Genomic DNA, 26584 nt, shown 5'->3' on the forward strand with positions numbered 1-26584 from the left:
GTTGCAGAAAAATGCGGCGATTACTGAGGCTGTTGCTCAGCGGCGCCCATTTTGATCTTGGCTTCTTTACGCAGGCTCGCCAGCAGCGAATCGAAGGAAACGCCGGTCGCGCCCTCTTCCATCTTGCCGACGAAGGTTTTCATTTCGTCTTCCGGCAGTGTGCCTGGCTTCACCGCATCAAGCGCGATCAGCACCACGTTGTCCTGGCGATCCTGCGACATGCCGTACACCGGTTTTCCGTCCTGCGGGTGCGGCAGCGCGAACACGCTCTCCACCAGCTGGCTGTCTTCCGGCGCGCGCGCCATCTTCTGCACGGCACCAAAGCTCAGGCCGGCGGCTTTCATCGCCTCGTCGCCCTTGCCCTGCTTCAGCTCAACCAGCAGCTTCTCGCCCTGCAGTTTCGCTTCCTGCACCGCTTTGTTGCGCTTCACCAGCTCGGCCACGCGGTCTTTCACCTGGTCGAACGGTTCGATACCTTCCGGCTTATGGCCGCTCACGCGCACCACGAAGGCGCGGTCGCCATCTACGGTGATCACGTCGGAGTTGCTGCCCGGCGCGCCGTTCTCGCCGATCAGCGAGCCGTCGAAGATCGCCTGCACGACCGGCTTGAAGTTCAGCGCGGCAGGAATGTTGTCACGGGTGAACCAGTCGCTTTGCGCCGCTTTCACGCCGGCCGCTTCTTCAGCCGAGGCCAAAGATTCGTTGTCGCTGGTCGCCGCTTCGCTCACCTTCTGCTGCAGCGCGTAATACGCGTCTACCGCTTTCTCCTGCTGCACTTGCTTGGCGATGGCGTCATGCACTTCGCTCAGCGGCTTCACTTTCTCAGGTTCGATATCGTTCAAACGCACGATCAGGAAGCCGACGGAAGATTTCACCACGCCGGACAGCTGCCCTTTCTCGGTCAGGTTAGCCTGCTTCAGCTCGTCGGCGGTGGTTTCCGGCTCCAGCCAACCCAGCTCGCCGCCGGTACGGCGTGAGATGATATCGGTGGATTTCTCTTTCGCCAGGGTGGCAAAATCGGCGCCCTTCTTCAGCTCGTCCAGCGCGGCGTTGGCTTCCGCCTCGGTTTTCAGCTGGATCACGCTGTAGTTTTTACGCTCCGGCTGGCCGTAGCTGCTCTTGTGCTGGTCGTAGTAAGCGCTGATGTCTTCTTCGCTCACTTTCACCTTGTCCTGCATGGACGCGGCGTCCAGCGGGATATAGCTCACCTTCATCTGCTCCGGTGCGATGAAGCTGTTTTTGTTCTGATCGTAATACGCCTTCAGTTCGTCGTCGCCGGCGCTCTGTTTCGCCTGCAGCGCCTTCAGATCGATGGTCGCCAGGCGCACATCGCGCTCCTGCAGCACCAGCGCCGCCATGGCTTGCGATTCGGACGGCAGCACGAAGCCGGACTCGCCGAAGGCCTGAATCAGCTGCTGATTGACCAGCTGCTGGCGCATCGACTGCGCGAAGTTGTCTGCGGTGTAGCCCATGCGGCCGATCAGGTCGAGGTATTTGGCGTTATCGAACTGGCCGTTGGTCTGGAAGTAAGGCGCCTTGCGGATAGCGTCCTTGATCTGATCGTCGCTGACCGCCAGGCCCAGCTTCTTGGCGTACTGGTCGAGCAGCATGTTGTCGATCAACTGGGACAACACCTGACGGCGCATCTGCTGCATGTAGCCTTCGTTGCCGGCCAGCGCGGAGAACTGGTCACCCAGCTGCTGCTGCATGCGGCTACGCTCGCTTTGGAAAGCCTGTTCCAGCTGAGCGCGTTCGATCGTCTGACCATTTACTTTCGCAGCATAATCGCCGGAGCCGCCGATCAGGTAGTTACCCACCCCGGTCAGAACGAATGACAGGATGATCAGGGCCAGGATGATTTTGAGCACGACGTGATTAGCAGCCGCGCGTAAATTGTCCATCATAGTGTGACAACACTCCGCTGTGATGTGGATTAACAACCCTTGTGCAGGCGCGTTCCCTGCGACAAAAATAAAAAAAGCGCATCAGTCCGATGCGCCTTGTATCTTACCTTACCAGCACCGCTGCGTCAGGTGATTGTTTATTACAAAACCCTGTACGCTAAACGGTTAGACGCTAAATCAGTTTACAGCGTCTTTCAGCGCTTTCCCTGCACGGAAGGCCGGTACTTTGGCTGCCGCGATTTTGATCTCTTTACCGGTCTGCGGGTTGCGGCCGGTACGAGCCGAACGTTCACGCACGGTGAAGGAACCGAAACCTACCAGAGCCACGTCATCCCCTGCTTTCAGAGAGTCGGTAACGGAAGCGATTACTGCGTCTAAAGCACGTCCCGCTGCCGCTTTGGAAATATCAGCACCTGCGGCAATCTTGTCGATCAGTTGTGACTTATTCACTCTATCATCCCCTCTAGAATTCTATCGTCGCACCGAAAAATCCCTACGGTTGCGACAGCGCAGCTGTTATATCAATCCCATCGAACCTTGGCAAGCCACCGACTGGGTGGCAAAACGCGGGCCGACAGAGATCTAACTTAGCGGTACAAAAAAATACTGGCAAGTCCGAAATGGCTTGCCAGTATAAGTTTTATCAATGGTTTTTGCGATTCGTCACTATTTTGCCGCTACCGGCAGTGCGCCGAAGGCCGGGTTTTGCAACGCAATGTTCAAAACTTCATCGATTCGCTGCACCGGATGAATCTCCAGATCGGCGATAACATTGTCCGGAATCTCTTCCAGATCGCGCTTGTTCTCGTAAGGGATCAGCACGGTTTTGATGCCGCCGCGATGCGCCGCCAACAGCTTCTCTTTCAGGCCGCCGATCGGCAATACCTGGCCGCGCAGCGTGATCTCGCCGGTCATCGCCACATCGGCGCGTACCGGGTTGCCGGTCAGGCAGGAGACCAGCGCGGTGCACATTGCGATACCGGCGCTCGGGCCGTCTTTCGGCGTCGCCCCTTCCGGCACGTGCACGTGGATGTCGCGTTTCTCGTAGAAATCGGCGTTGATGCCCAATTTCTCCGCGCGCGCGCGCACCACGGTCAGCGCCGCCTGAATCGATTCCTGCATCACTTCACCCAGGGATCCGGTGTAGGTCAGCTTGCCTTTGCCCGGCACGCAGGCGGTTTCGATGGTCAGCAGATCGCCGCCCACTTCCGTCCACGCCAGCCCGGTGACTTCGCCCACGCGGTTTTCGGTATCCGCACGGCCGTAATCAACGCGCTGCACGCCCAGGTAATCTTTCAGGTTGTCGCCGTTGATCTCGATATGCTTGCGCTTCTTGTCCATCAGCAGCGTTTTCACCGCTTTACGGCACAGCTTGGAGATTTCACGCTCCAGGCTACGCACCCCGGCTTCGCGGGTGTAGAAGCGAATGATACCGATGATGGCGCTGTCGTCGACCGTCAACTCGCCTTTTTTCAGCGCGTTGCGCTCAAGCTGCTTCGGCAGCAGGTGCTGCTTGGCAATGTTGAGCTTCTCGTCCTCGGTGTAACCCGACAGGCGGATCACTTCCATACGGTCCAGCAGCGGCGCAGGGATGTTCATCGAGTTCGAGGTGGCGACGAACATCACGTCGGACAGATCGTAATCCACTTCCAGGTAGTGGTCGTTGAACGCCACGTTCTGTTCCGGATCCAGCACCTCCAGCAGAGCGGAGGCCGGATCGCCGCGCATGTCGGAAGACATCTTGTCGATCTCATCCAGCAGGAACAGCGGGTTCTTCACCCCAACCTTGGCCATCTTCTGGATCAGTTTGCCCGGCATCGAACCGATGTAGGTACGGCGGTGACCGCGGATTTCCGCTTCGTCACGCACGCCGCCCAGCGCCATGCGCACGTACTGGCGGCCGGTCGCTTTGGCGATCGACTGCCCCAGCGAGGTTTTACCCACGCCCGGCGGCCCCACCAGACACAGGATCGGCCCCTTGATTTTGCTGACGCGGCTCTGTACCGCGAGGTACTCGAGGATGCGATCCTTGACGCGCTCCAGGCCGTAGTGATCGGTATCGAGCACTTCCTGCGCCTTGACCAGGTCTTTTTTCACCTTGCTGCGCGCATTCCACGGTACCTGCAGCATCCAGTCGATGTAGCCGCGCACCACGGTCGCTTCCGCTGACATCGGCGACATCATCTTCAGCTTCTGCAGTTCCGCTTCGGTTTTCTCGCGCGCCTCTTTCGGCATCTTCGCCGCATCGATCTTGCGCTTCAGCGCTTCGTGCTCGTCCGGCGCGTCGTCCATCTCGCCCAGCTCTTTCTGAATCGCCTTCATCTGCTCATTCAGATAGTACTCGCGCTGGCTCTTCTCCATCTGCTTCTTGACGCGGTTGCGGATGCGTTTCTCGACCTGCAGCAGGTCGATCTCCGACTCCATCATCGCCATCAGGTATTCCAGACGCTCGGTGATGTCGGACATCTCGAGCACCGACTGCTTGTCGCTGAGTTTCAGCGGCATGTGGGCAGCGATGGTGTCCGCCAGACGCGCGGCGTCGTCGATGCTGTTCAGTGAAGTCAGCACCTCCGGCGGGATTTTTTTGTTCAGCTTGATATAGCCTTCAAACTGATTGATCGCGGTGCGCACCAGCACTTCCTGCTCGCGCTCGTCGATCGCTGGCGACTCAAGGTATTCCGCCTGCGCGGCAAAATGCTCACCGCTGTCGGACAGCGTAGTGATGCGTGCGCGCTGCAGCCCCTCGACCAGCACTTTTACCGTGCCGTCCGGCAGCTTCAACATCTGCAGGATCGACGCTACGGTGCCAACCGAGAACAAGTCGTTAATGCCTGGTTCATCCGTTGAGGCCTCTTTCTGTGCCACCAGCATGATCTTCTTATCGTGATCCATTGCGGCTTCGAGGCACCGAATCGATTTTTCCCGGCCAACAAATAACGGGATCACCATGTGCGGATAAACCACCACGTCGCGCAATGGCAGGACGGGGATTTCAATGCGTTCGGAACGCTCAGGGTTCATAGAGCTCTCTCTTAGTTTAATTTCCGCCAGGTTGAGGGGGAATCTCATGAGACGCAAGCATCTAACGTTTCATAAAATCTGGTTAATGAGTATATGGGGATGAATCTCTTACATTCAACGGCAAGAATGCAGGAAAAAGAAATGGGGGATGAAATCCCCCATTTTGCTGATAACGCTCTGGTTTAACTGGCTAATTATTCGCCAGATGCCTGGGCTTCCGGCTTGCCGTAAATCAGCAGCGGCTTGGATTGGCCGGCGATGACCGACTCGTCGATCACCACTTTGTCTACGCTGTCCATCGACGGCAGATCGTACATGGTGTCGAGCAGCGCGCCTTCCACGATGGAACGCAGGCCGCGGGCGCCGGTTTTGCGCGCCATGGCTTTCTTGGCGATGGCGTTCAGCGCTTCGTCGCGGAACTCCAGCTCTACGCCTTCCAGGTTGAACAACGCCTGATACTGCTTGGTCAGGGCGTTCTTCGGCTCTTTCAGGATCTGAATCAGCGCATCTTCGCTCAGCTCGCTCAGGGTCGCCACCACCGGCAGACGGCCGATGAACTCTGGGATCAGACCGAACTTGATCAAATCTTCCGGTTCGGCCTGCAGCAGCAGTTCGCCCTCGGTGGCCTTCTCGGACTCGCCCTTGACGGTCGCGCCGAAGCCGATGCCGGAGCCGGTGTTGACGCGCTGACCGATCACCTTATCCAGGCCGGCGAAAGCACCACCGCAGATAAACAGGATCTTGGAGGTATCAACCTGCAGGAACTCCTGTTGCGGATGTTTGCGCCCACCCTGCGGCGGAACCGCGGCGATGGTGCCTTCAATCAGCTTCAGCAGCGCCTGCTGCACGCCTTCACCCGAGACGTCACGCGTGATCGACGGGTTGTCGGACTTGCGGGAAATCTTATCGATTTCATCGATATAAACGATGCCGCGCTGCGCTTTCTGCACGTCATAGTCACATTTTTGCAACAGCTTCTGGATAATATTTTCCACGTCCTCACCCACGTAACCGGCTTCGGTCAGCGTGGTGGCGTCGGCCATGGTGAACGGCACGTCCAGGAAGCGCGCCAGCGTTTCCGCCAGCAGAGTTTTACCGCTGCCGGTCGGGCCGATCAGCAAGATGTTGCTCTTGCCCAGCTCGATACCGTTGCTGGTATCGCCGTTGCGCAGGCGTTTGTAGTGGTTGTACACCGCAACCGCCAGCACTTTCTTCGCCTGCTCCTGGCCGATGACGTAGTCATCCAGGTGGTGGCGAATTTCGTGCGGCGTCGGCAGTGCACTGCGCTCACGATGCGGGGCAACTTCTTTAATCTCTTCGCGAATAATGTCGTTACACAGATCGACACATTCATCGCAGATATACACTGACGGCCCGGCAATCAGCTTACGCACTTCATGCTGGCTTTTGCCGCAAAAAGAGCAGTACAGCAGCTTTCCTGAACCGTCTTTGCGCTTATCTGTCATCAGTCAAACCTCTTTTTTAGTCTTGTCCCGCAGGAAAATCACGGCGGCAGTGCGCCCAAACTCATATCGGGAACGCCGAGGAGCCACAACAGAGCGAGCCCCTGCCCACTCTGATTACTATAGTCCATCGGCGCCGCGTGGTTCTAGCTGCGGTGTGTCAGAATGCCGTCAACCAGGCCGTATTCCACGGCTTCTTCCGCGGTCATAAAGCGATCGCGCTCGGTGTCGCGTTCGATCTGCTCCAGCGGCTGGCCGGTATGCTCGGCCATCAGTTCGTTCATGCGCGCTTTCACCTTAAGGATTTCACGCGCGTGGATTTCGATGTCCGTCGCCTGGCCCTGGTAGCCGCCCAGCGGCTGGTGAATCATCACGCGCGAGTTCGGCAGGCAGAAACGTTTGCCTTTGGCACCCGCGGTCAGCAGGAAGGAGCCCATCGAGCACGCCTGGCCCATACAGATGGTGCTGACGTCCGGCTTGATGAACTTCATGGTGTCGTAAATCGACATGCCCGCGGTGATCACCCCGCCCGGCGAGTTGATGTAGAGGAAAATGTCTTTTTCCGGGCTTTCCGCTTCGAGGAACAGCATTTGCGCCACGATCAGGTTGGCCATGTGATCTTCCACCTGGCCGGTCAGGAAAATGATGCGCTCTTTCAGCAGGCGGGAATAGATGTCGTAAGAACGCTCCCCGCGTGAAGTCTGCTCTACCACCATCGGCACCAGCGCCATGTTCGGTGCAAATTGATCTCGTTCGCCACTGTATGACATTACCGTCTCCTAATAGAAATTGCCTTGGCGGCCAGGGTGTCACCCTAATACGCCGATTCTACTTGAGAACGGCCATGATGACTATGCTCAAGCATTCGACCCGCGCCACACGTACCCGACGGTTATTTCATCCCGCGCACTTTGGCAAACAGCCCCAGAATTATTCTTAACAGATTGGGGGATCCCGGCGCGATTTCAAGCCCAGAGGCCGATTTTCTCCGCGCGCCGAAAACGATGCCGTTATTCTGACCGTTATCATGCCAGCCAGTTCCCCAGGCAACAGGGTAAATATAGTGCATATTGCCCCGCTTAACCTGAGATTAATCAGCAACGTGGCAAAAAGAAAAGCCCGCAACCTCAGGTTGCGGGCTTTTTCATCGTGCGCCGGTTCGCCAGGCGAAACCGGGGGCGCCGTTCATCGCGCCCGGCACGCCGGCATTACGCCTGTTGAGTCTGGTTCATCAGCTCGCTGAAGGTAGTGGCTTTTTCAGTCACTTTCGCTTTTGCCAGCAGGGCTTCAACCGCTTGCTCTTCCAGAGCCACGTTGCGCATGTTGTTCATCAGCTCTTTGTTTTTGCTGTAGAACTCGATGACTTCGCTCGGATCTTCGTAGGCAGAAGCCATTTCTTCGATCAGCGTCTTCACGCGGTCTTCGTCAGCTTTCAAATCGTTGGTGCTGATCACTTCGCCCAGCAGCAGGCCAACCACTACGCGGCGTTTCGCTTGCTCTTCGAACAGCTCGCGTGGCAGTTCCAGCGCTTGCTTCTCGTTGCCGCCGAAACGCTGTGCAGCCTGACGACGCAGTACGTCGATTTCGCCGTCGATCAGGGCAGCAGGCACGTCGATTTCGTTCGCGCTCACCAGACCGTCGATCGCCTGAGACTTGATGCGGTTACGCACGGCGCCTTTCAGCTCGCGCTCCATGTTCTTGCGAACTTCGGTGCGCAGACCGGCAACGGAACCGTCCGCCACGCCGAAACGCTTGATGAACTCTTCGGTCAGTTCCGGCAGCTCGCGCTCTTCAACTTTCTTCAGCACGATAGCGAATTTGGCCGCTTTACCCTTCAGGTTTTCCGCGTGGTAATCTTCCGGGAAGTTCACGTCGATGGAGAACTCTTCGCCCGCTTTGTGACCGACCAGGCCTTCTTCGAAGCCTGGGATCATGCGGCCCTGGCCCATTGCCAGTACGAAGTCGGACGCTTTGCCGCCTTCGAACTCTTCACCGTCGATAGAACCGGTGAAGTCAACGGTCACGCGATCTTCAGCTTCCGCTGCGCGATCGGTTTCTTTCCAGGTCGCCTGCTGCTTGCGCAGGGTGTCCAGCATCGCGTCGACGTCTTCGTCGTTCACTTCAACCACAGGTTTTTCAACTTCGATGTTTTCCAGGCCTTTCAGCTCAACTTCTGGATACACTTCGAATTCAACGGCGAAAGTGAAGTCTTCACCTTCTTTGTACTCGCCCGGCACGTAGTTTGGTGCGCCGGCCGGATTAATCTTTTCTTTGATGATCGCGTCAACGAAGCTGCGCTGCATCGCTTCGCCCAGCACGTCCTGACGAACAGAGGCGCCGTAACGCTGTTCCACGATGTTCATCGGCACTTTGCCTTTGCGGAAGCCGTCGATACGCACGCTTTTCGCTGCGTTGATCAGCTCTTTCTTCACCGCCTGCTTGATAGTATCAGCCGGTACAGTAATAGAGAGACGGCGCCCAAGGCCTTGAGTGGTTTCTACTGAAACTTGCATCTTGTTACCTCAAAAAAATCACAGTGCTCGGTCAACTCCGTTCCAAGAACCAGGACGGCTACAAATAAGAACCGAGTTCCCTGATGACAGAAGCGTCCCGAAACCATTCCGGAAAAATAAGACGCGACATTATAGCGGCGCATGCATGGCGAGTCGAGGAAAGCTAGGCGGCGCAGGCGCGCTAAAACTCACACTTTTGCCGATTCAATCGCCAAAAGGCCGCCAAAACAGACCGAACGTTGGCCATATTGCGCGTCGGCCGTGTCGTCGTCAAAAACAGAAACGGCCCGCAGGCCGTTTCAAAATTCGTCAGTAGTAATACCCTAATTCGAGGGCAAAGTTCCACTGATACCTGAAAATTTCCCCCTCAGGCCAGCGTCCCGGCGCCGCGGCACGGCGGCGAGGCCGGCACGGTATCCTGCAAACCTTCCCACTCTTTGAGCGTATAGGTGTGCAGCGCCAGCGCGTGTACGCCATCAGCCAGTTCTTCCGACAGTACGCCGTAGATAGAGCGGTGACGCGTCAAAAACCGTTCGCCGACGAAGCGATCGCTGACCAATACCACTTTGAAATGACTTTCTGAACCCGCCGGAACGTTATGACGATAGCTTTCATCAACGACTTCCAGATACGCGGGCTCAAACGCCGCCCTTAACTTTGCTTCTATTTGCTCGCGAATCATAGGATCTCCTTACAACACCGGCAGAGGACCGTGCCCATCTAGTTCAATATTAGCCGGTTTTCCCCCGTTTAGACCATCGCTGGGACAAATTTCTCTTTTCTGCGGTCAGATGATGAGCGTCATCCCCGCCGCTTGGGGGATTATCCGATTGAGCGGGCCAAAAAAGCGTGTTTTTATCAACGGCAGGTAAAAATTTGTCACTCAGGCGCCTTCCGCGCTTCCACCGCACGGCGGCGATGCTATGATGTCGGCAATTTGTTGTCGGCTATCCCGCTCTGATTATTGCTAAATCCATCGAGAATGAGACAGAAAACATGTTAAAGAAACTTTGTCTTCCTTTGCTGGCCGCCCTGCTGCTGGCCGGCTGCGCGACCAGCAGCAACACCCTGAACGTCACCCCGAAAATCGTTCTGCCGCAGCAGGATCCTACCCTGCAGGGCATCACCATCAGCATCAACGGCGCGGATCAGCGCACCGATCAGGCGCTGGCCAAGGTGAATCGCGACGGCCAACTGGTCACGCTGACGCCATCGCGCGATCTGCGTTTCCTGCTGCAGGAAGTGCTGGAGAAACAGATGGGCGCTCGCGGCTACATGATCGGCGCCGACGGCCCGGTGGCGCTGCAGATCGTCGTCAATAACCTGTACGCGGACGTTTCCGAAGGTAACCTGCGCTACAACATCACCACCAAAGCCGACATCTCGATCATCGCCCAGGCGAAGAACGGCAACAAGCAGGTGAAAAATTACCGCTCGACGTATAACGTGCAGGGCGCCTTCACGGCCACCAACGAGAAGATCACCGACGCCGTCAACTCCGTGCTGGGCGACGTGATCGCCGACATGGCGCAGGACACCAGCGTCAACGACTTTATCAAGCAAAACGCGCGCTAATCGACGCGCCTTACGCCGCCCGGCGGATCGGGCGGCGCAGACAGGGACCTCATGTCGAAACACTATCTGAACATCTTCACCCAGCGTAACTCCGCCATTCTGCTGCTGCTGGGCTTCGCGTCGGGTCTGCCGCTGGCATTGACCTCCGGCACGCTGCAAGCCTGGATGACCGTCGAAAACATCGATCTGAAGACCATCGGCATTTTCTCGCTGGTGGGCCAGGCCTACGTCTTCAAATTCCTCTGGTCGCCGTTCATGGACCGCTATACCCCGCCGTTTCTCGGGCGGCGGCGCGGTTGGCTGCTGATCAGCCAGCTGCTGCTGGTGGCGGCGATCGTGGCGATGGGCTTCATGCAGCCCGCGCAGCACCTGTGGTGGCTGGCGGCGTTGGCGGTGCTGGTGGCGTTCTGCTCCGCCTCGCAAGATATCGTGTTCGACGCTTATAAAACCGACCTGCTGAAAGCCGAAGAGCGCGGGGCGGGTGCGGCGATCTCGGTGCTGGGCTACCGGCTGGCGATGCTGGTTTCCGGCGGCCTGGCGCTGTGGCTGGCGGATCGCTATTTCGGCTGGCAGGCCATCTACTGGCTGATGGCCGGGTTGATGCTGATCGGCGTGGCCGCCACGCTGATGGCGCCGGAGCCGGATGAAAGCATCCCGGCGCCGCGCACCATGGAACAGGCGGTCGTCGCGCCGCTGCGTGATTTCTTCGGCCGCAACAACGCCTGGCTGATCCTGCTGCTGATCGTGATGTACAAAATGGGCGACGCCTTCGCCGGCAGCCTGAGCACCACGTTCCTGATCCGCGGCGTGGGGTTCGACGCCGGTGAAGTCGGGCTGGTCAACAAAACGCTCGGCCTGTTCGCCACCATCGTCGGTGCCCTGTTCGGCGGCGTGCTGATGCAGCGTCTCACCCTGTTCCGCGCGCTGATGCTGTTCGGCGTCCTTCAGGCGGTCTCCAACCTCGGGTATTGGATCCTGGCGGTGACCGACAAGAGCCTGCTCACCATGGGCAGCGCCATCTTCCTCGAAAACCTGTGCGGCGGCATGGGCACCGCGGCCTTCGTGGCGCTGCTGATGACGTTGTGCAACCGTTCGTTCTCCGCCACCCAGTTCGCGCTGCTGTCGGCGCTGTCCGCCGTGGGGCGCGTCTATGTCGGCCCGATCGCCGGCTGGTTCGTCGAAGCCCACGGCTGGCCGTTGTTCTACCTGTTCTCTATCGCCGCCGCCCTGCCCGGATTGCTGCTGCTCGGCATCTGCCGCCAGACGCTGGAACACACCCAGCAACATGGCGACTTTCTGCCGCGTACCGAGTTTTCCGGATCTTACCGCTGGGCGCTGCGCCTGCTGACGCTGGGCTGTTCGCTGTTGGGCCTGTGGTTGCTGTTACTGATCGCCAATGCGCTGGACTGGACGCAGGCACCGCAGTTGGCCGATCGGCTGCTGCAGGTCGGCGCCGCGCTGAGCCTGCTCGGCGTCGCGATGGGCAGCGCGCTGGATTACCTGGCCCTGCGCCGCACCCGTTTGGCATAATCTGACCGGCCGGCGATTTCGCTGGCCGAAAAAAAAGCGATCCGCAGGTATATTTATTTGGTAAAAAAAGATAATCGACGCGGAAATTATTTTTTTATCCGACTGCCGCACTCGGAAATAAAATTAAATTCACTTTTAAGACACAATTATTTTACATTAAATAAACCTTTTCTGCGTATTTCCCCGCCGCGCATTTCTTCGCCAAATTCATCATACCTTTAGTTTTCCTTAACATACGGACTGCTCGTCACGATTCAGCGTGCCAACGCGTTGTTGTCATTGGTAAATTGTCACGCAGGGTTACATCTGTGACCCCCTTAACAGAAAGTGTCAACAAGCCGCTGACACTCCCTTAAGCATGTTTACAGTACTGCAACCTTCCCGTAAAATGCCCGCACACATGAAACGACAATTGAGCCTTTGTTATTGAGGTCGTTAGATGAGACTTAAGAAATACAATAAAAGTATTGGGATGCTGTCATTAATCGCAGCCACTGTATTGCTCAGTGGTTGCGATATGGTTTTGATGAATCCCAAAGGAGCAATTGGTGTTGAGCAACGGACACTGATTATCACTGCAATCGCGTTGATGTTGATCGTGGTGGTGCCAGTTATCTTCATGGCGTTCGCCTTTGCCTGGAAGTATCGCGCTTCCAACAAAGACGCCAAGTACAGTCCGAACTGGGCCCACTCCAACAAGATCGAAGCGGTCGTCTGGACCATTCCTATCATTATCATCGCCATCCTTGGCACCATTACCTGGAAGACTACCCACGAACTCGACCCGTTCAAGCCGATTGTCACCGACAAGAAGCCGATGACGATCGAAGTGGTGTCGCTCGACTGGAAATGGCTGTTCATCTACCCGGAACAAGGCATTGCGACCGTTAATGAGCTGGCTTTCCCGAAAGATGTTCCAGTCGAATTCAAGATCACCTCTAACTCGGTAATGAACTCGTTCTTTATCCCGCAGTTGGGTGGACAGATTTATGCGATGGCCGGCATGCAGACCAAACTGCACCTGATCGGCAACGAAGCCGGTGCCTACAAGGGCATCTCCAGCAGCTACAGCGGCGCAGGCTTCTCCGGTATGAAATTCACCGCGATCGTTACCCCGACCGAAGGCGACTTCGATCAGTGGGTGGCCAAGGTGAAGGCATCGTCTAAAAACCTGAACACCACCGACGACTTTAACAAACTGGCAGAGCCGAGTGAAAACAACCCGGTTGAGTACTTTGCCGCTGTCAAACCGAATTTGTTCAAAGAAACAATTGCCAAATTCATGGGTGACATGGATATGCACAAGGGCGCTGGCGCGCACGAAGGCATGGACATGAGCCAAGGTATGGACATGGGTGAACATGCTGCTCACGCCGGAGCCGAGGAATAACTGATGTTGGGAAAATTAACACTTGATGCGGTTCCGTACCACGAACCGATCATCATGGTCACCGTAGCCGCAATTATTGTCGGGGGCCTGGCAGTGCTGGCGCTGCTGACATATTTCGGCAAATGGAAGTGGCTGTGGAGCGAATGGCTGACTTCGGTCGACCATAAAAAAATTGGTATCATGTACATCATCGTGGCGATGGTCATGCTGCTGCGCGGCTTCGCCGACGCCATCATGATGCGTAGCCAGCAGGCGTTGGCGTCCGCCGGCGAAGCCGGGTTCCTGCCGCCGCATCACTACGACCAGATCTTCACCGCGCACGGCGTTATCATGATCTTCTTCATGGCGATGCCTTTCGTGGTCGGCCTGATGAACGTCGTGGTGCCGCTGCAAATCGGTGCGCGCGACGTCGCCTTCCCGTTCCTGAACTCCCTGAGCTTCTGGTTCTTCGTGGTGGGCGTTGTGCTGATCAACATCTCCCTGGGGGTCGGTGAGTTCGCTCAGACCGGTTGGCTGGCGTATCCGCCGCTGTCGGGTAAAGAGTACAGTCCTGGCGTCGGGGTCGATTACTGGATCTGGAGTCTGCAGATTTCCGGTCTGGGTACCCTGCTGACCGGCGTGAACTTCTTCGCCACCATTCTGAAGATGCGTGCCCCTGGCATGCCTATGATGAAGATGCCGGTGTTCACCTGGGCGGCCCTGTGTACTAACGTCCTGATCATCGTTTCTTTCCCAATTCTGACCGTCACCATCGCGCTGCTGACCCTGGATCGCTATCTGGGCACCCATTTCTTCACCAATGATATGGGCGGCAACATGATGATGTACATCAACCTGATTTGGGCCTGGGGTCACCCAGAGGTGTATATTCTGGTTCTGCCGGTGTTCGGCGTGTTCTCCGAAGTCACCGCGACCTTCTCCAGAAAACGCCTGTTCGGCTATACCTCACTGGTATGGGCAACCATTGCGATCACCGTTCTGTCGTTCATCGTCTGGCTGCACCACTTCTTCACCATGGGGTCCGGCGCGAACGTTAACGCCTTCTTCGGTATCGCCACCATGATCATTTCCATCCCGACCGGGGTGAAAATCTTCAACTGGCTGTTCACCATGTATCAGGGCCGTATCAAGCTCAACTCCGCGATGCTGTGGACCGTTGGCTTCATCATCACCTTCTCCGTGGGTGGTATGACCGGCGTTCTGCTGGCGGTGCCGGGCGCGAACTTCGTGCTGCACAACAGCCTGTTCCTGATCGCTCACTTCCACAACGTCATCATCGGCGGCGTGGTGTTCGGTTGCTTCGCGGGCCTGACCTACTGGTTCCCGAAATCCTTCGGCTTCACGCTGAACGAAAAATGGGGCATCCGCGCGTTCTGGTTCTGGATTATCGGCTTCTTCACCGCCTTCATGCCGCTGTATGCATTGGGCTTTATGGGCATGACCCGTCGTATCAGCCAGAACATCAACCCTGAGTTCCACCCTCTGCTGCTGGTTGCAGCCGGCGGTGCGGCGCTGATCGCCTGCGGCATCCTGTGCCAGCTGACCCAGATTTTCGTCAGTATCCGTGACCGCGAACAGAACCGCGATCTGACCGGTGACCCATGGGGTGCTCGTACTCTGGAGTGGTCAACCTCGTCTCCACCGCCGTTCTATAACTTTGCCGTAGTACCTAAAATTCATGACCGTGACGAGTTCTGGGACATGAAAGAAAAAGGCGAAGCGTATAAGAAACCGGCTAAATACGAACCGATTCATATGCCTAAGAACACCGGCGCCGGCGTTATCATCGCCTTCTTCAGCCTGGTCTTCGGTTTCGCAATGATTTGGGAAATCTGGTGGATGGCTCTGGCCGGCTTCATCGGTATGATCGTTGTCTGGATCGGCAAGAGCTTCGATCACGATGTTGACTACTATGTGCAGGTTGATGAAATCGAGCGCATTGAGAACCAACACTACGAACAAATCCGTAAAGCAGGCGTGAACCATGTCAACTGAAACTCTGACCAATCATAACGCAGCCCATGCAGAGCATGGGCACCACGATGCGGGTGAGACCAAAGTCTTCGGATTCTGGATCTACCTGATGAGCGACTGTATTTTGTTTGCGAGCTTGTTCGCGACTTATGCAGTCCTGGTGAACGGGACCGCGGGCGGTCCCTCAGGCAAAGACATCTTCGACCTGAAGTTTGTCCTGGTCGAAACTTTCCTGCTGTTGTTCAGCTCCATCACCTACGGCATGGCGATGATCGCCATGAACAAGGGTAAAGTTGGCGGTGTAAACACCTGGCTGTTCCTGACCTTCCTGTTTGGTCTGGGCTTCGTGGCGATGGAAATCTATGAATTCCATCACCTGATCGCCGAAGGCTTCGGTCCGGATCGCAGCGCGTTCCTGTCCAGCTTCTTCGCGCTGGTCGGCACCCACGGTCTGCACGTAACTTCCGGCCTGATTTGGATCATCGTACTGATGATTCAGGTGAGCAAGTTCGGCCTGACCGCGACCAACAAAACCCGCCTGATGTGCCTGAGCCTGTTCTGGCACTTCCTGGACGTGGTCTGGATCTGCGTATTTACCGTTGTCTACCTGCTGGGGGTTATGTAATGAGCCATTCATCCCATGAAACCTCTCACGGCGGCGCAAGCCACGGCAGCGTGAAGTCATACCTGGTCGGCTTTATCCTGTCGATCATCCTGACGGTAATTCCATTTGCGATGGTAATGAACGGCACCGCCTCTCATTCCACCATCCTGGCGGTTGTTGTCGGTATGGCGGTTATCCAGGTGATTGTTCACCTGGTTTACTTCCTGCACATGAACACCTCATCGGAAGAGCGCTGGAACCTGGTGGCATTGCTGTTCACCGCTATGATCATCGGTATCGTTGTTGTAGGTTCACTCTGGATTATGTACAACCTCAACATCAATATGATGGTCGATTAAGAGCTGAGCTGCACGTGATGATTAAGCAATACCTGCAAGTCACTAAACCAGGAATTATTTTCGGCAATTTAATTTCTGTCGTTGGGGGATTCCTGCTCGCTTCCAAAGGGAGCATCAACTATCCCCTGTTTCTCGCCACCCTGGTGGGTGTCTCGTTGGTGGTCGCGTCGGGCTGTGTGTTTAACAACTACATCGACCGCGACATTGACAAGAAAATGGAGAGAACGAAGAATCGGGTGCTGGTAAAAGGCCTGATCGCGCCGAGTGTCACCCTGGTTTATGCGACCGCTTTGGGTATTGCGGGCTTTGCGTTGCTGTATATCGCGGCCAACCCGCTGGCCATGTGGCTGGCGGTGATGGGCTTCGTGGTTTATGTCGGCGTTTACAGCCTGTACATGAAACGCCACTCGGTCTATGGCACGCTGATCGGCAGCCTGTCGGGCGCCGCGCCGCCGGTTATCGGTTACTGCGCGGTGACCAACGAGTTCGACGCCGGCGCGTTGATCCTGCTGGCTATCTTTAGCCTGTGGCAGATGCCGCATTCTTATGCGATCGCTATCTTCCGCTTTAAAGATTACCAAGCGGCCAACATTCCGGTCCTGCCGGTGGTGAAAGGCATTTCCGTCGCCAAGAACCACATCACGGTCTACATCCTGGCATTTATGATCGCCACGCTGATGCTGACCCTGGTAGGTTATGCCGGCTACAAATACCTGATCGTCGCTGCGGCGGTGAGCGTATGGTGGCTCGGCATGGCGCTGCGCGGTTACAAGACCGAAAACGACAGCGTCTGGGCGCGTAAACTGTTCGTGTTCTCCATCGTCGCCATCACCTCGCTGAGTGTGATGATGTCGATCGACTTCAGCGCAACTGCGGCGCCTGAAGCGCTGGTGACCTACGTTTGGTAAGCCAAATCATCTGTCAATGGGCCGCTTTTGCGGCCCATTTTATTTGTCACGCCGAAAAGCGGCCGAACTGTAATATCTGTTAAACAACATTCGATTTACCCCCCCTGCCCTGCACACTAAAATGACGCAGCTTTACAGAAGTCATGCCATCAGGCGCTGTTTCAACGTCTGATGGCATGGTTTTTACCGAGGTTTGATGTGAACGATAATTCAATGACCCCGCAGGAGCGCCGCGCCACCTGGGGATTGGGCACCGTCTTCTCCCTGCGCATGCTCGGCATGTTTATGGTACTGCCGGTGCTGACCACCTACGGCATGGCGCTCAACGGCGCCAGCGAAGCGCTGATCGGCATCGCCATCGGCATCTACGGCCTGGCGCAGGCGGTGTTTCAAATCCCGTTCGGCCTGGTGTCCGATCGCATCGGCCGCAAGCCGCTGATCGTCGGCGGCCTGCTGATCTTTGCCCTCGGCAGCGTGATCGCCGCCGCGACCGATTCGATCTGGGGCGTGATCCTCGGCCGCGCGCTGCAAGGCTCCGGCGCGATCGCCGCCGCTGTGATGGCGCTGCTCTCCGATCTGACCCGCGAGCAGAACCGCACCAAGGCGATGGCGTTTATCGGCGTCAGCTTCGGCATCACCTTTGCCATCGCCATGGTATTGGGCCCCATCATTACCCATGCCTTCGGCCTGCATGCGCTGTTCTGGATGATCGCCGTACTGGCGCTGGCCGGCATTGTCATCACCCTGGCGGTAGTGCCTTCCGCCGACACTCACCTGCTGAACCGTGAATCCAGCATCGTGCGCGGCAGCTTCCGCAAAGTGCTGAACAACTCGCGCCTGCTGAAGCTCAACTTCGGCATCATGTGCCTGCATATCCTGCTGATGTCGAGCTTCGTGGCGCTGCCGCTGGCGATGGAAAAAGCCGGGCTGGCGGCCAGCGAGCATTGGATCGTCTACCTGGTCACCATGCTGGTATCGTTTGCCGCCGTGGTGCCTTTCATCATCTATGCCGAAAAATATCGCCGCATGAAGCAGGTCTTTATGGGCTGCGTGGCGGTGCTGTTCTGCGCCGAAGTGCTGCTGTGGCTCTCCGGCGCGCACCTGTGGGGCATCATCGCCGGCGTGCAGCTGTTCTTTATGGCCTTCAACGTGATGGAAGCCATTCTGCCTTCGCTGATCAGCAAAGAATCGCCGGCCGGCTACAAGGGCACCGCGATGGGGGTCTACTCCACCAGCCAGTTTATCGGCGTGGCGATCGGCGGCAGCCTCGGCGGCTGGCTGTACGGTTTGCAGGGGGCGGGCCTGGTGTTTATCGCCGGCGCCGTGTTGGCCGCGGTTTGGTTCCTGGTCAGCAGCACCATGAAAGAGCCGCCGTATGTCAGCAGCCTGCGCATTACGCTGTCGGAACTGGCGGTGAAGGATTCGGCGCTGGAAAGCCGCCTGAAGGCGCAGCCCGGCGTGGCCGAGGCGATCGTGGTACCGGAAGAGCGCAGCGCCTACGTCAAGGTGGATACCAAGCAGACCAATCGCGGTCAGCTGGAAGCGCTGGTCAATTCGCTGTAAAGAATCAGGGCCGGCAATGCCGGCCCCGTAGAGATTAATCGCGGAAGTTCTTGAACTGGAACGGCTGCCCCAGATCGCCGCCGCGCACCAGCGCCATCACGCTCTGCAAATCGTCGCGTGACTTGCCGGTCACCCGCACCTCTTCGCCCTGGATCTGCGCCTGCACCTTCAGCTTGCTGTCTTTGATCAGCTTGACGATTTTCTTCGCCACAGAGGTTTCAATCCCCTGCTTCAGTTTGGCTTCCACGCTGTAGGTTTTACCGCTGTGGGTAAACTCCTCCGGGATCTCCAGCGCGGCGCCGTCGATGCTGCGCTTGCTCAGCTTTTCGCGCAGAATGTCGAGCAGCTGCTGTACCTGGAAATCAGACTCGGTGGCAACCTTGATGCTTTGGTCTTTCTCGTTTAGCTCAAAGCTGGCCGGCACGTTGCGAAAATCCCAGCGGGTGCCGAGATCGCGGGTGGCGTTCTCAACGGCGTTACGTACTTCCTGCATATCAATTTCGGAAACGATGTCGAAAGATGGCATACTTCTTCCTCCTGAATGAGTGCCTAATAGCTTAGGCGATTTTGATGCCGAGCATGATAACCGCTTTGCCGCCTCAGACAAAATCTGCCGAACGCACGCAGGGATAGCGCTTCGGGCTGCCATAAAGCCTATAGTTAATTCACGGTAATTGAGCGGTATTCCCGTGTTTCCAAGGAGACTGAATGAAAATAACCATTCTTGGTTGCGGCGCGCTCGGACAACTGTGGCTCTCCCGGCTGTATCAGCAGGGCCACGATGTACAGGGATGGCTAAGAGTGCCGCAGCCTTTTTGCGCGGTGAACGTGATAGAGCCGGAAGGCGTCTCGTTTAATCGCAACTTGCCCACCAACGATCCGGAGCACCTCGCGCAAAGCGAGCTGCTGCTGGTGACGCTGAAAGCCTGGCAGGTGTCCAGCGCGGTCAGCGCGCTGCTGCCGAAGCTGACCCCACAGTGCGCCATTTTGCTGCTGCACAACGGCATGGGTACCCAGGAGGAGCTGCCGCCGAACGGCCAGCCGCTCCTGCAGGGCACCACCACCCACGCCGCGCGCCACGAAGGCAGCACCATTATCCACGTCGCCACCGGCATCACCCACATCGGCCCGACCTCGCCGGCCGCCCAGCACCTCAGCCACCTGGCGGAAGTGCTGCATCAGGCGCTGCCCGACGTTGCCTGGCACAACAACATCGCCTCGGCCAACTGGCGCAAGCTGGCGGTCAACTGCGTGATCAACCCGTTGACGGCGCTGTACGGCTGCCGTAACGGCGATCTGCAGCGCTACCCCGAGCAGATCGAAACGCTGTGCCGTGAAGTCGCCAGCGTGATGGCGATGGAGGGCTACCACACCTCCTGCGAAGGCCTGATGCAATATGTGATGGACGTGATCCACAGCACCGCCGACAACGTTTCGTCGATGCTGCAGGACATCCGCAACCAGCGGCACACCGAGATCGACTACATCACCGGTTACCTGCTGCGCCGCGCGCGCAGCCACGGCCTCACGCTGCCGGAGAATGCGCGGCTGTTTGAACTGATTAAACGAAAGGAAAATGAATATGAGCGTATCGGCGCTGGTCTGCCTGGCACCTGGTAGCGAAGAAACCGAAGCCGTCACCACCATCGATCTGCTGGTGCGGGCGGGCGTAAAAGTCACTACCGCCAGCGTTGCCGGCGACGGCGAGCTGACTATCGTCTGTTCGCGCGGCGTCAAGTTGCTGGCCGACGCGCCGCTGGTGGCGATCGTCGATGAGCCGTTCGACGCCATCGTGCTGCCCGGCGGCCTGAAAGGCGCAGAATGCTTCCGCGACAGCCCGCTGCTGGTGGAAAAGGTGCGGCAGATGCATCTGCAGGGCAACATCGTCGCCGCCATCTGCGCGGCACCGGCGCTGGTGCTGCAGCACCACGATCTGTTCCCGGTCGGCAACATGACCGGCTTCCCTGGCCTGAAAGACCAGATCCCGGCGGATAAATGGATGGAGCGCCGCGTGGTGTACGACGCCCGCGTCAACCTGCTCACCAGCCAGGGGCCGGGCACCGCGATGGAGTTCGCGCTGAAGCTGATAGACCTGCTGCTCGGCAAGACCAAGGCGGCGGAGATCGCCGCACAGCTGGTGCTGATCCCGGGGATGTACGACTATCGCGACAGTGAAGAAAACTGAGTTAACGTGTTGAAATGCGGGGCGCTGATCCGCGCCCCGCAACGCGTCAAAAACTGAGCTGGCTGGAGAAGCCCAAAACCAGGCGCTCATTCGCCAGCGATCCGGGTTTGACCATCGGCGTGCCGGCGAAAACGTCCGCAGCAAAACGCCCCTGATTCACCTGCAGGCCAATGACGCTCCCCGCCAGCCGGCCGCCGTCCCCCTGCTGTTTGGCCAACTGCCCATAGTCGAACCCAATATAAGGTTGCAGCATGTCACGTTCCAACGTCAGCGTATTGCGCAGATACCCTCCGCTGCTGCCGATCAATTTGCTGTCGCCGCTAAACCCACGCACCGTAGAACGATCGCCGATAAACGACTTATCCTGGATCGGCTGTGCGGCGCTCGCCCATTGCCCCGATAACTCCCCGAGATAACGCAGGCGATGGCCAAATGCATTGAAGGGTTTCAGCAGACTGCCGCCCGCTCGCAGCTGTTGTTCGGCATGTGAACTCCCCTTCCCGACACCGGCAAGGGCGTCGGCAGTCAACGCGATCTGCGAATGAGCGCCATAATACAGGTGGCTGACACCCAGCTTCAGGCTGGTTAACCGCGCGCTCTGCAAGGCAATCTCCGTGTCATTGAGGTAATAGCGGTAATGACGTTGCAACAACTGGGCGTTCAACGCCGTTTTCTTATTCATCCCACGAGTTAACGTATAGCCAGCCTGCAGGCCCCAATACTGTGCACGACCGTTATAGCGATAATCGGTGAAGTTACCGGCGAAAGTCTGGTGATAGCGGCTGTCGCCGCCCAACGCGCTGAAGCGCCAGTACCCCCAAGGCAAGCTATAGTACAGGGCGCGGCTTTCATTGCCTTTGCCCGGCGGCGCCAGAATGCTGCGCGCCATCGACAGATAGAAAATATCGCCCAGTGAAGTCAGATTATCGAGATATAACGCGCCGCCTGCCTGATAACGCCCCGCGGAGCTGACGCCGGCGTCATCCGCCCAGGCGGTAAAACGCCAATATTTATCTTGTCGCCGAAAAATCTCGATATCGCTTTCGCCAGGTCGCTCGGCGGGAACAATGCGAATATCGCTGATAACGCCCGGTATCCCCCCCATGTTCTCCAGCCCTTGCTCGATACGGCGCAAATTCAGCACATCACCGGCAGCAATGGGAAAAAGCGTATCGGGGCGAAAATAGGTGCTGCTGCCCGCCTGCATTCTCAACTGACCGATACGGCCATAATGCACGCGCACCTTCAGTATTCCTGCCGGTACCGCTTGCACGTCAAACTGCACCCGCGAAGTGATATAGCCTTGTGCAATCAGCTCATTTTGCAGCTTCTTGTGCAACTTCGCCAACCCTTGCTCCCCCATACAGCGCCCGCGGGCAGCGTGCGCCAACCGTTCGAAAGAAGTAAGGCTTGCTGGCGCCATCGCCATTTCGACAGAGCCGATCACCCAACAGGGGGACTCGTTGACAAAAATATCCGTTGGCGCGTTTTGTTCCGGCAGCGGTGACAAGAGAGAGGGGGTAGACGGTAACAGTTTGCGCTGCATATCGCCGATGAGATTTTCCTGGCTGACGAGTTGTTTCACCGGAGCCGGTACAGAATCCGCACGGCTGAAACCGTTGAACAACACGGCTAGACAAAGAATAAAAAATTCCCTTTTCATGCTCTCTCACTCATTCCCCCACCCAAGGGTGGGGGAAACGCCTATCACATCCAATAAGACCAACCGTAAGGCCAGCCGAAACCGCCGTATCCCCAACCCCAGTTATTCACGGGTTTGTTGATGTCCCGACCGTTGTTGGTGACCAGGCCGGACGTGGAGCGCATCGTGCCGGAGTTGTTGAAAGAGACGCCGCGATGGCTGATATTGCCAAACGCTTCAATCCTGCCGTAGTTGCTGAAGCTGGTATCCGACAAGCTGACGGAGGAGGTGCGGGAAACGATATGTCCGCGGTTGGTAATGGACGTCCCCTGGATCGCCGCGCCGTTTTGGGCTTCGATCACGCCATTGTCAGCGTTAAACAAGCTGGTGGCGTTGAGTTGCAAAGCCTGAGCGGATTGGATGCCGCCGGTATTGTCGACGCGGGTCGCTTGCAGTGTCAGCGCGCCGTTTTGCGTTTTGACGCTGCCGCGATTGTTCAGCAGGGTCGCATTGACCTGCATTGCCCCGCCTTCAATGCGGCCGGTATTGTCCAACTGTGTGGCCGTGATGGATGCCGAACGCGCGCTCACACTCTTTTCATTTTGCCGCCGGGTGGCGCTGATGTTCAATTGCCCCTGTGAAGCGATGTTCCCTTGATTGACCAGCGAGTCGGTACTGATGTCGGCGCCGCCATTTTTCGCCTGAATCTGCCCGCGGTTGGCGATACCAACGGAAGCACGGGATACGTTTTGAGCGCCGTTGCCTATTTGCACACGTTCATAACTTCCCGAGTCGGTTTGGATACTGACGATACTGACATTGTTCAACGAGGAGCCGGCGTTGGAGCCCGCCCCATTGGCATTGCCGCTATTGACCCCGACGCCGTTTTCATTGGCAACCAGCTTAATCTTGTTGGCGTACATGCCGCCCAACTCGGCGACATCGATCAACACTTCAGGCTTATCTTTAGAAGCCTCAACGCTATTGAGGCGGGATAAATCCGCTGAAACCGTTTTTTTCCCCGCCGAGACTAACAGCGCGTCCGCATGAACCGCAGCGCTGATTTCAGCCGTACGCGCAATGATCGCCGTATAATCGACATCGCCTTTCTTCAGCCCGTCCCCCTCAACGCGAATATTTCCTTGATTAACCCGGTAGCTGTTAAAAGCGCCGTCCTTGAACTGCAAATCGGCGGTAGTTAATACGCCATTACGGGCGTTGATAAAACCACAGCCGTTACAGGTAATGCCGGATTTATTGGCAATAACGACATCGGCGCGTTGCCCGGCGACTTCTACCATCCCCTTCAAAATACTTTTATTCGCCGAGTTCACTTCATTCAGAATTACCTTAGCTGCACGCCCCTCTAACTGAGCGTTTCCCACAACAGCACCGGCCAATGACGTATTAGCGCCCGAAAGGCTGTTATTTAAAATAGCGCCCTGAACGCCAATGTCAAACTGCGTGTAAACGTTATGAGAGACACCGTCCGCACCTGCACGATTGATGTTCACCACCGGCACCTGATTGATATGCTCAACTGATGCCCCACCCGTCTGAGGTACTATTTGCGCCAACAGCGGCGCGCTGGGCACCAGAAACGCCGCTGCCGACAACAGCAATGTCGTCTTATTCATTTTCATTAATCGCTCTCCTTAATCCCAGTCAACCATTAACTGATGTTCAGACTAATGTCGAAAACATTAATGGCCATAGGGATATATCCTTATGCAATGTGCGTTACCCTGATAACCATAAAATATTAATGGCCAATGCTCAGCAAAAATAAAATTTGCACAGTAAGAGAAAAACATGCGCAATCAAATGCCGAAACATAATTTCAATAGGGAGTTGGCAGATAAAAACCGACAGGTCTGTCAGCATTTCGACAGCAATAATAACCATAAAAATAAATAAAAAAATCAATAGATATTTAATATATTGATTAAGGATATTTAAATAGAAACAAAACTCAAGTTGGCTTTATCATTAATAAAACAATGCAATGAACAGGGTTATTAAATCGGGGAATAAAGAATTGTACGAAAAAGGCCGGCGTCTGGCGACGCCGGCGGAGAAATTATGGGCGATAAACCTTCACGTTGCTGAAGCCCTGCTCCAGCAGGTACAGCGCCTGCAGGCGGCTCATTACGCCGCGCTCGCAGTACAGCAGATAGGTTTTGCTCTGATCCAGATCGCCGAACTGGGTGCTCAGCTTGTAGAACGGCAACGCTTTCACTTCAACCTGTTCCAGCTGCAGCGGCTTCTCTTCCTGCTCGTCGTTGGAACGGATATCCAGGATCACCTCGTCGGCGCCGAAGGCCGCGACGGTTTCCACTTCGGTCACCTGCTCCTGCGCCTGCTCGGCGATAGAGCGGATATCGACGTTCTTGGCCTCTCTCACCACCCGATCGAGAATGCTGAAATCGAAGTGGCTCTCTTCCTCTTCGATCTTGGCCTTGACGGCTTTCACCGTCGGGCTCTTCGAAATCACGCCGCAATATTCCGGCATGGTTTTGGCGAAGTCTTCGGTGCCGATTTCACGCGCCAGCTTGATGATGTGCTCTTTATCGTGCGAAATCAGCGGACGCAGGATCAGGGTGTCGGACGCGTTATCGATCAGGCGCAGGTTGGTCAGCGTCTGGCTGGACACCTGCCCCAGCGCTTCACCGGTCACCAGCGCCTGCACGCCGTAGCGTTCGGCCACTTGCGAAGCGGCGCGCACCATCATGCGCTTGAGCACCACGCCCATCTGGCCGTCGTCGACTTTCTCCAGGATCTCCCCCACCACCGGCTCGAAGTCGATGGCGACGAAGCGCACCTTGTGCGAACTGGCGAAACGGTTCCACAGATAGTGCGCCACCTGCTTCACGCCAATCTCGTGCGCGGCGCCGCCCAGGTTGAAGAAGCAGAAGTGCACGCGGCAACCGCGACGCATCAGCATATAGCTGGACACGCCCGAGTCGAAACCGCCGGAAATCAGCGACATCACGTCTTCCTGGGTGCCGACCGGATAACCGCCGATGCCTTCAAGACGGCGTTTGACCAGCATCAGCTTGTCGTCTTCAATCTCCAGGTTTACCGTGACCTGCGGGCGGGTCAGGTTAACGCGCGCGCTCTCGATATGCTGGTTCAGGCCGCCGCCGACGTAACGCTCCACGTCCTGCGAATTGAACGCCTGCTTGCCGCGACGCTTGACGCGCACGCAGAAGGTTTTGCCTTCCAGCTGGGCGCGGTAGGCTTCCAGCGTCTGCTCGAAGATGTGGTGGATATCGGTATAAGCGCGATCTTCCACTTCCAGAATATGGTGGATGCCGGGAATGCGCGTCAGCGCGTCGGCGATGATCGGCCGCTGGTTTTCATCTTTGGCGCGAACTTCGATATGATCCCAGTGACGGACGACCGCCAGCGTTTCATCATACTGCTTCAGGACGTTGCGAATATTGGTCGAGAGAATCTTGATAAAGCGCAAGCGCACAGATTGGCTCTTGATGGTGATTTCCGGGAACAATTTAATGATAAACTTCATGGCGGTCTTTGTTGTCAGATAAGAATTACGGCGCGGAGTATATCACCATATCGCCGTGCTCTGCGCACAAAACCACACATGAGCGCCATGATTTGCTAATCAAGATCCGCTAGGATAGGCTCTGGCGCCACGGTTCACATGATGACGTAAAAAGAAAATTATGCCGAAAAAACCAGCACAATCAGCCAGTACAGAGCAAACTGCCAGCTTTGAAAGCGCCCTCGGCGAGCTGGAAAGCATCGTGACGCGTCTGGAGTCAGGCGAACTGCCGCTGGAAGACGCGCTGAACGAATTCGAACGCGGCGTGCAGCTGGCGCGCCAAGGCCAGCAGAAACTGCAACAGGCGGAACAGCGTGTGCAGATACTTCTTAACGACAGCGCCGACGATGCGGCGCTGGCGCCTTTCACACCGGATGCCGAGTAA

Annotated in this window: 22 protein-coding genes; 11 read left to right on the forward strand and 11 right to left on the reverse strand. The window is 56.9% G+C overall.

Going from position 1 to position 26584, the window contains the following annotated elements; all coding sequences use genetic code 11:
- Positions 1-20: 20 nt before the first annotated feature.
- The 7 genes from ppiD to bolA form a co-directional block, all read right to left on the reverse strand.
- The gene (gene ppiD / locus HMPREF3138_RS04810) at positions 21-1904 is read right to left on the reverse strand and encodes a peptidylprolyl isomerase (protein ID WP_038876181.1); all 1884 of its coding nucleotides are present in this window, start codon (positions 1902-1904) and stop codon (positions 21-23) included.
- Between the two features lie 177 nt (positions 1905-2081).
- Positions 2082-2354 carry a nucleoid-associated protein HU-beta gene (gene hupB / locus HMPREF3138_RS04815; protein ID WP_004940351.1) on the reverse strand — a complete coding sequence of 91 codons (273 nt, stop codon included), beginning with the start codon at positions 2352-2354 and terminating at the stop codon, positions 2082-2084.
- Positions 2355-2570: 216 nt separating this feature from the next.
- Entirely contained in the window at positions 2571-4925 is a 2355-nt protein-coding gene (gene lon / locus HMPREF3138_RS04820; protein ID WP_019454189.1) for an endopeptidase La, read from the reverse strand.
- Between the two features lie 194 nt (positions 4926-5119).
- Positions 5120-6391: an ATP-dependent protease ATP-binding subunit ClpX gene (clpX, locus tag HMPREF3138_RS04825; RefSeq protein ID WP_004940354.1), complete on the reverse strand. Its 1272-nt coding sequence runs from the start codon at positions 6389-6391 to the stop codon at positions 5120-5122.
- Between the two features lie 143 nt (positions 6392-6534).
- The gene (clpP, locus tag HMPREF3138_RS04830; protein ID WP_016928858.1) at positions 6535-7158 is read right to left on the reverse strand and encodes an ATP-dependent Clp endopeptidase proteolytic subunit ClpP; all 624 of its coding nucleotides are present in this window, start codon (positions 7156-7158) and stop codon (positions 6535-6537) included.
- 438 nt (positions 7159-7596) lie between these two features.
- Positions 7597-8901 (reverse strand): trigger factor, encoded by a 1305-nt coding sequence (tig, locus tag HMPREF3138_RS04835; RefSeq protein WP_004940358.1) that lies wholly within the window; start codon positions 8899-8901, stop codon positions 7597-7599.
- A gap of 367 nt (positions 8902-9268) precedes the next feature.
- Positions 9269-9583: a transcriptional regulator BolA gene (gene bolA, locus HMPREF3138_RS04840; protein WP_004940361.1), complete on the reverse strand. Its 315-nt coding sequence runs from the start codon at positions 9581-9583 to the stop codon at positions 9269-9271.
- Between the two features lie 314 nt (positions 9584-9897).
- Between bolA and HMPREF3138_RS04845 the strand changes: the two genes are divergently transcribed.
- The 8 genes from HMPREF3138_RS04845 to HMPREF3138_RS04880 all read left to right on the forward strand — a co-directional run bounded on the left by HMPREF3138_RS04845 (position 9898) and on the right by HMPREF3138_RS04880 (position 18804).
- The gene (locus HMPREF3138_RS04845) at positions 9898-10476 is read left to right on the forward strand and encodes a lipoprotein (RefSeq protein ID WP_025160064.1); all 579 of its coding nucleotides are present in this window, start codon (positions 9898-9900) and stop codon (positions 10474-10476) included.
- Between the two features lie 51 nt (positions 10477-10527).
- Positions 10528-12006 carry a muropeptide MFS transporter AmpG gene (gene ampG, locus HMPREF3138_RS04850; RefSeq protein WP_038876179.1) on the forward strand — a complete coding sequence of 493 codons (1479 nt, stop codon included), beginning with the start codon at positions 10528-10530 and terminating at the stop codon, positions 12004-12006.
- Positions 12007-12445: 439 nt separating this feature from the next.
- Positions 12446-13396, forward strand: coding sequence for a cytochrome o ubiquinol oxidase subunit II (gene cyoA / locus HMPREF3138_RS04855; protein ID WP_025301763.1), 951 nt, complete (start codon positions 12446-12448; stop codon positions 13394-13396).
- A gap of 3 nt (positions 13397-13399) precedes the next feature.
- The gene (cyoB, locus tag HMPREF3138_RS04860) at positions 13400-15391 is read left to right on the forward strand and encodes a cytochrome o ubiquinol oxidase subunit I (protein WP_038876177.1); all 1992 of its coding nucleotides are present in this window, start codon (positions 13400-13402) and stop codon (positions 15389-15391) included.
- A complete protein-coding gene (locus HMPREF3138_RS04865) occupies positions 15381-15995 on the forward strand; it encodes a cytochrome o ubiquinol oxidase subunit III (RefSeq protein ID WP_004940367.1) in 615 nt (204 codons plus the stop codon). The genes cyoB and HMPREF3138_RS04865 overlap by 11 nt, the downstream gene beginning before the upstream one ends.
- Positions 15995-16333 (forward strand): cytochrome o ubiquinol oxidase subunit IV, encoded by a 339-nt coding sequence (locus HMPREF3138_RS04870; protein WP_019454195.1) that lies wholly within the window; start codon positions 15995-15997, stop codon positions 16331-16333. The genes HMPREF3138_RS04865 and HMPREF3138_RS04870 overlap by 1 nt, the downstream gene beginning before the upstream one ends.
- Positions 16334-16350: 17 nt before the next feature.
- The gene (cyoE, locus tag HMPREF3138_RS04875) at positions 16351-17241 is read left to right on the forward strand and encodes a heme o synthase (protein ID WP_038876175.1); all 891 of its coding nucleotides are present in this window, start codon (positions 16351-16353) and stop codon (positions 17239-17241) included.
- Positions 17242-17439: 198 nt separating this feature from the next.
- Entirely contained in the window at positions 17440-18804 is a 1365-nt protein-coding gene (locus HMPREF3138_RS04880) for an MFS transporter (protein ID WP_038876173.1), read from the forward strand.
- Between the two features lie 34 nt (positions 18805-18838).
- Here HMPREF3138_RS04880 and HMPREF3138_RS04885 read toward each other — a convergent pair whose 3' ends face one another.
- Positions 18839-19330 (reverse strand): YajQ family cyclic di-GMP-binding protein, encoded by a 492-nt coding sequence (locus HMPREF3138_RS04885; protein ID WP_025301759.1) that lies wholly within the window; start codon positions 19328-19330, stop codon positions 18839-18841.
- 182 nt (positions 19331-19512) lie between these two features.
- On the opposite strand from HMPREF3138_RS04885, the gene panE reads away from it, so the two are divergent.
- Positions 19513-20424, forward strand: coding sequence for a 2-dehydropantoate 2-reductase (panE, locus tag HMPREF3138_RS04890; protein ID WP_038876169.1), 912 nt, complete (start codon positions 19513-19515; stop codon positions 20422-20424).
- A complete protein-coding gene (gene yajL / locus HMPREF3138_RS04895) occupies positions 20387-20989 on the forward strand; it encodes a protein deglycase YajL (protein WP_038876167.1) in 603 nt (200 codons plus the stop codon). Before panE ends, yajL begins: the two co-directional genes overlap by 38 nt.
- 46 nt (positions 20990-21035) lie before the next feature.
- Here yajL and HMPREF3138_RS04900 read toward each other — a convergent pair whose 3' ends face one another.
- The 3 genes from HMPREF3138_RS04900 to thiI form a co-directional block, all read right to left on the reverse strand.
- Positions 21036-22574, reverse strand: a complete 1539-nt coding sequence (locus HMPREF3138_RS04900) for a ShlB/FhaC/HecB family hemolysin secretion/activation protein (RefSeq protein ID WP_160313043.1) — start codon at positions 22572-22574, stop codon at positions 21036-21038.
- A gap of 122 nt (positions 22575-22696) precedes the next feature.
- Positions 22697-24274 (reverse strand): filamentous hemagglutinin N-terminal domain-containing protein, encoded by a 1578-nt coding sequence (locus HMPREF3138_RS04905; RefSeq protein ID WP_083301461.1) that lies wholly within the window; start codon positions 24272-24274, stop codon positions 22697-22699.
- A gap of 437 nt (positions 24275-24711) precedes the next feature.
- The gene (thiI, locus tag HMPREF3138_RS04910) at positions 24712-26160 is read right to left on the reverse strand and encodes a tRNA uracil 4-sulfurtransferase ThiI (RefSeq protein ID WP_038876163.1); all 1449 of its coding nucleotides are present in this window, start codon (positions 26158-26160) and stop codon (positions 24712-24714) included.
- Between the two features lie 160 nt (positions 26161-26320).
- Between thiI and xseB the strand changes: the two genes are divergently transcribed.
- Positions 26321-26584 carry an exodeoxyribonuclease VII small subunit gene (gene xseB, locus HMPREF3138_RS04915; protein WP_015376838.1) on the forward strand — a complete coding sequence of 88 codons (264 nt, stop codon included), beginning with the start codon at positions 26321-26323 and terminating at the stop codon, positions 26582-26584.

Source organism: Serratia sp. HMSC15F11 (assembly GCF_001808215.1).
Classification (GTDB): Bacteria; Pseudomonadota; Gammaproteobacteria; order Enterobacterales; family Enterobacteriaceae; genus Serratia; species Serratia nevei.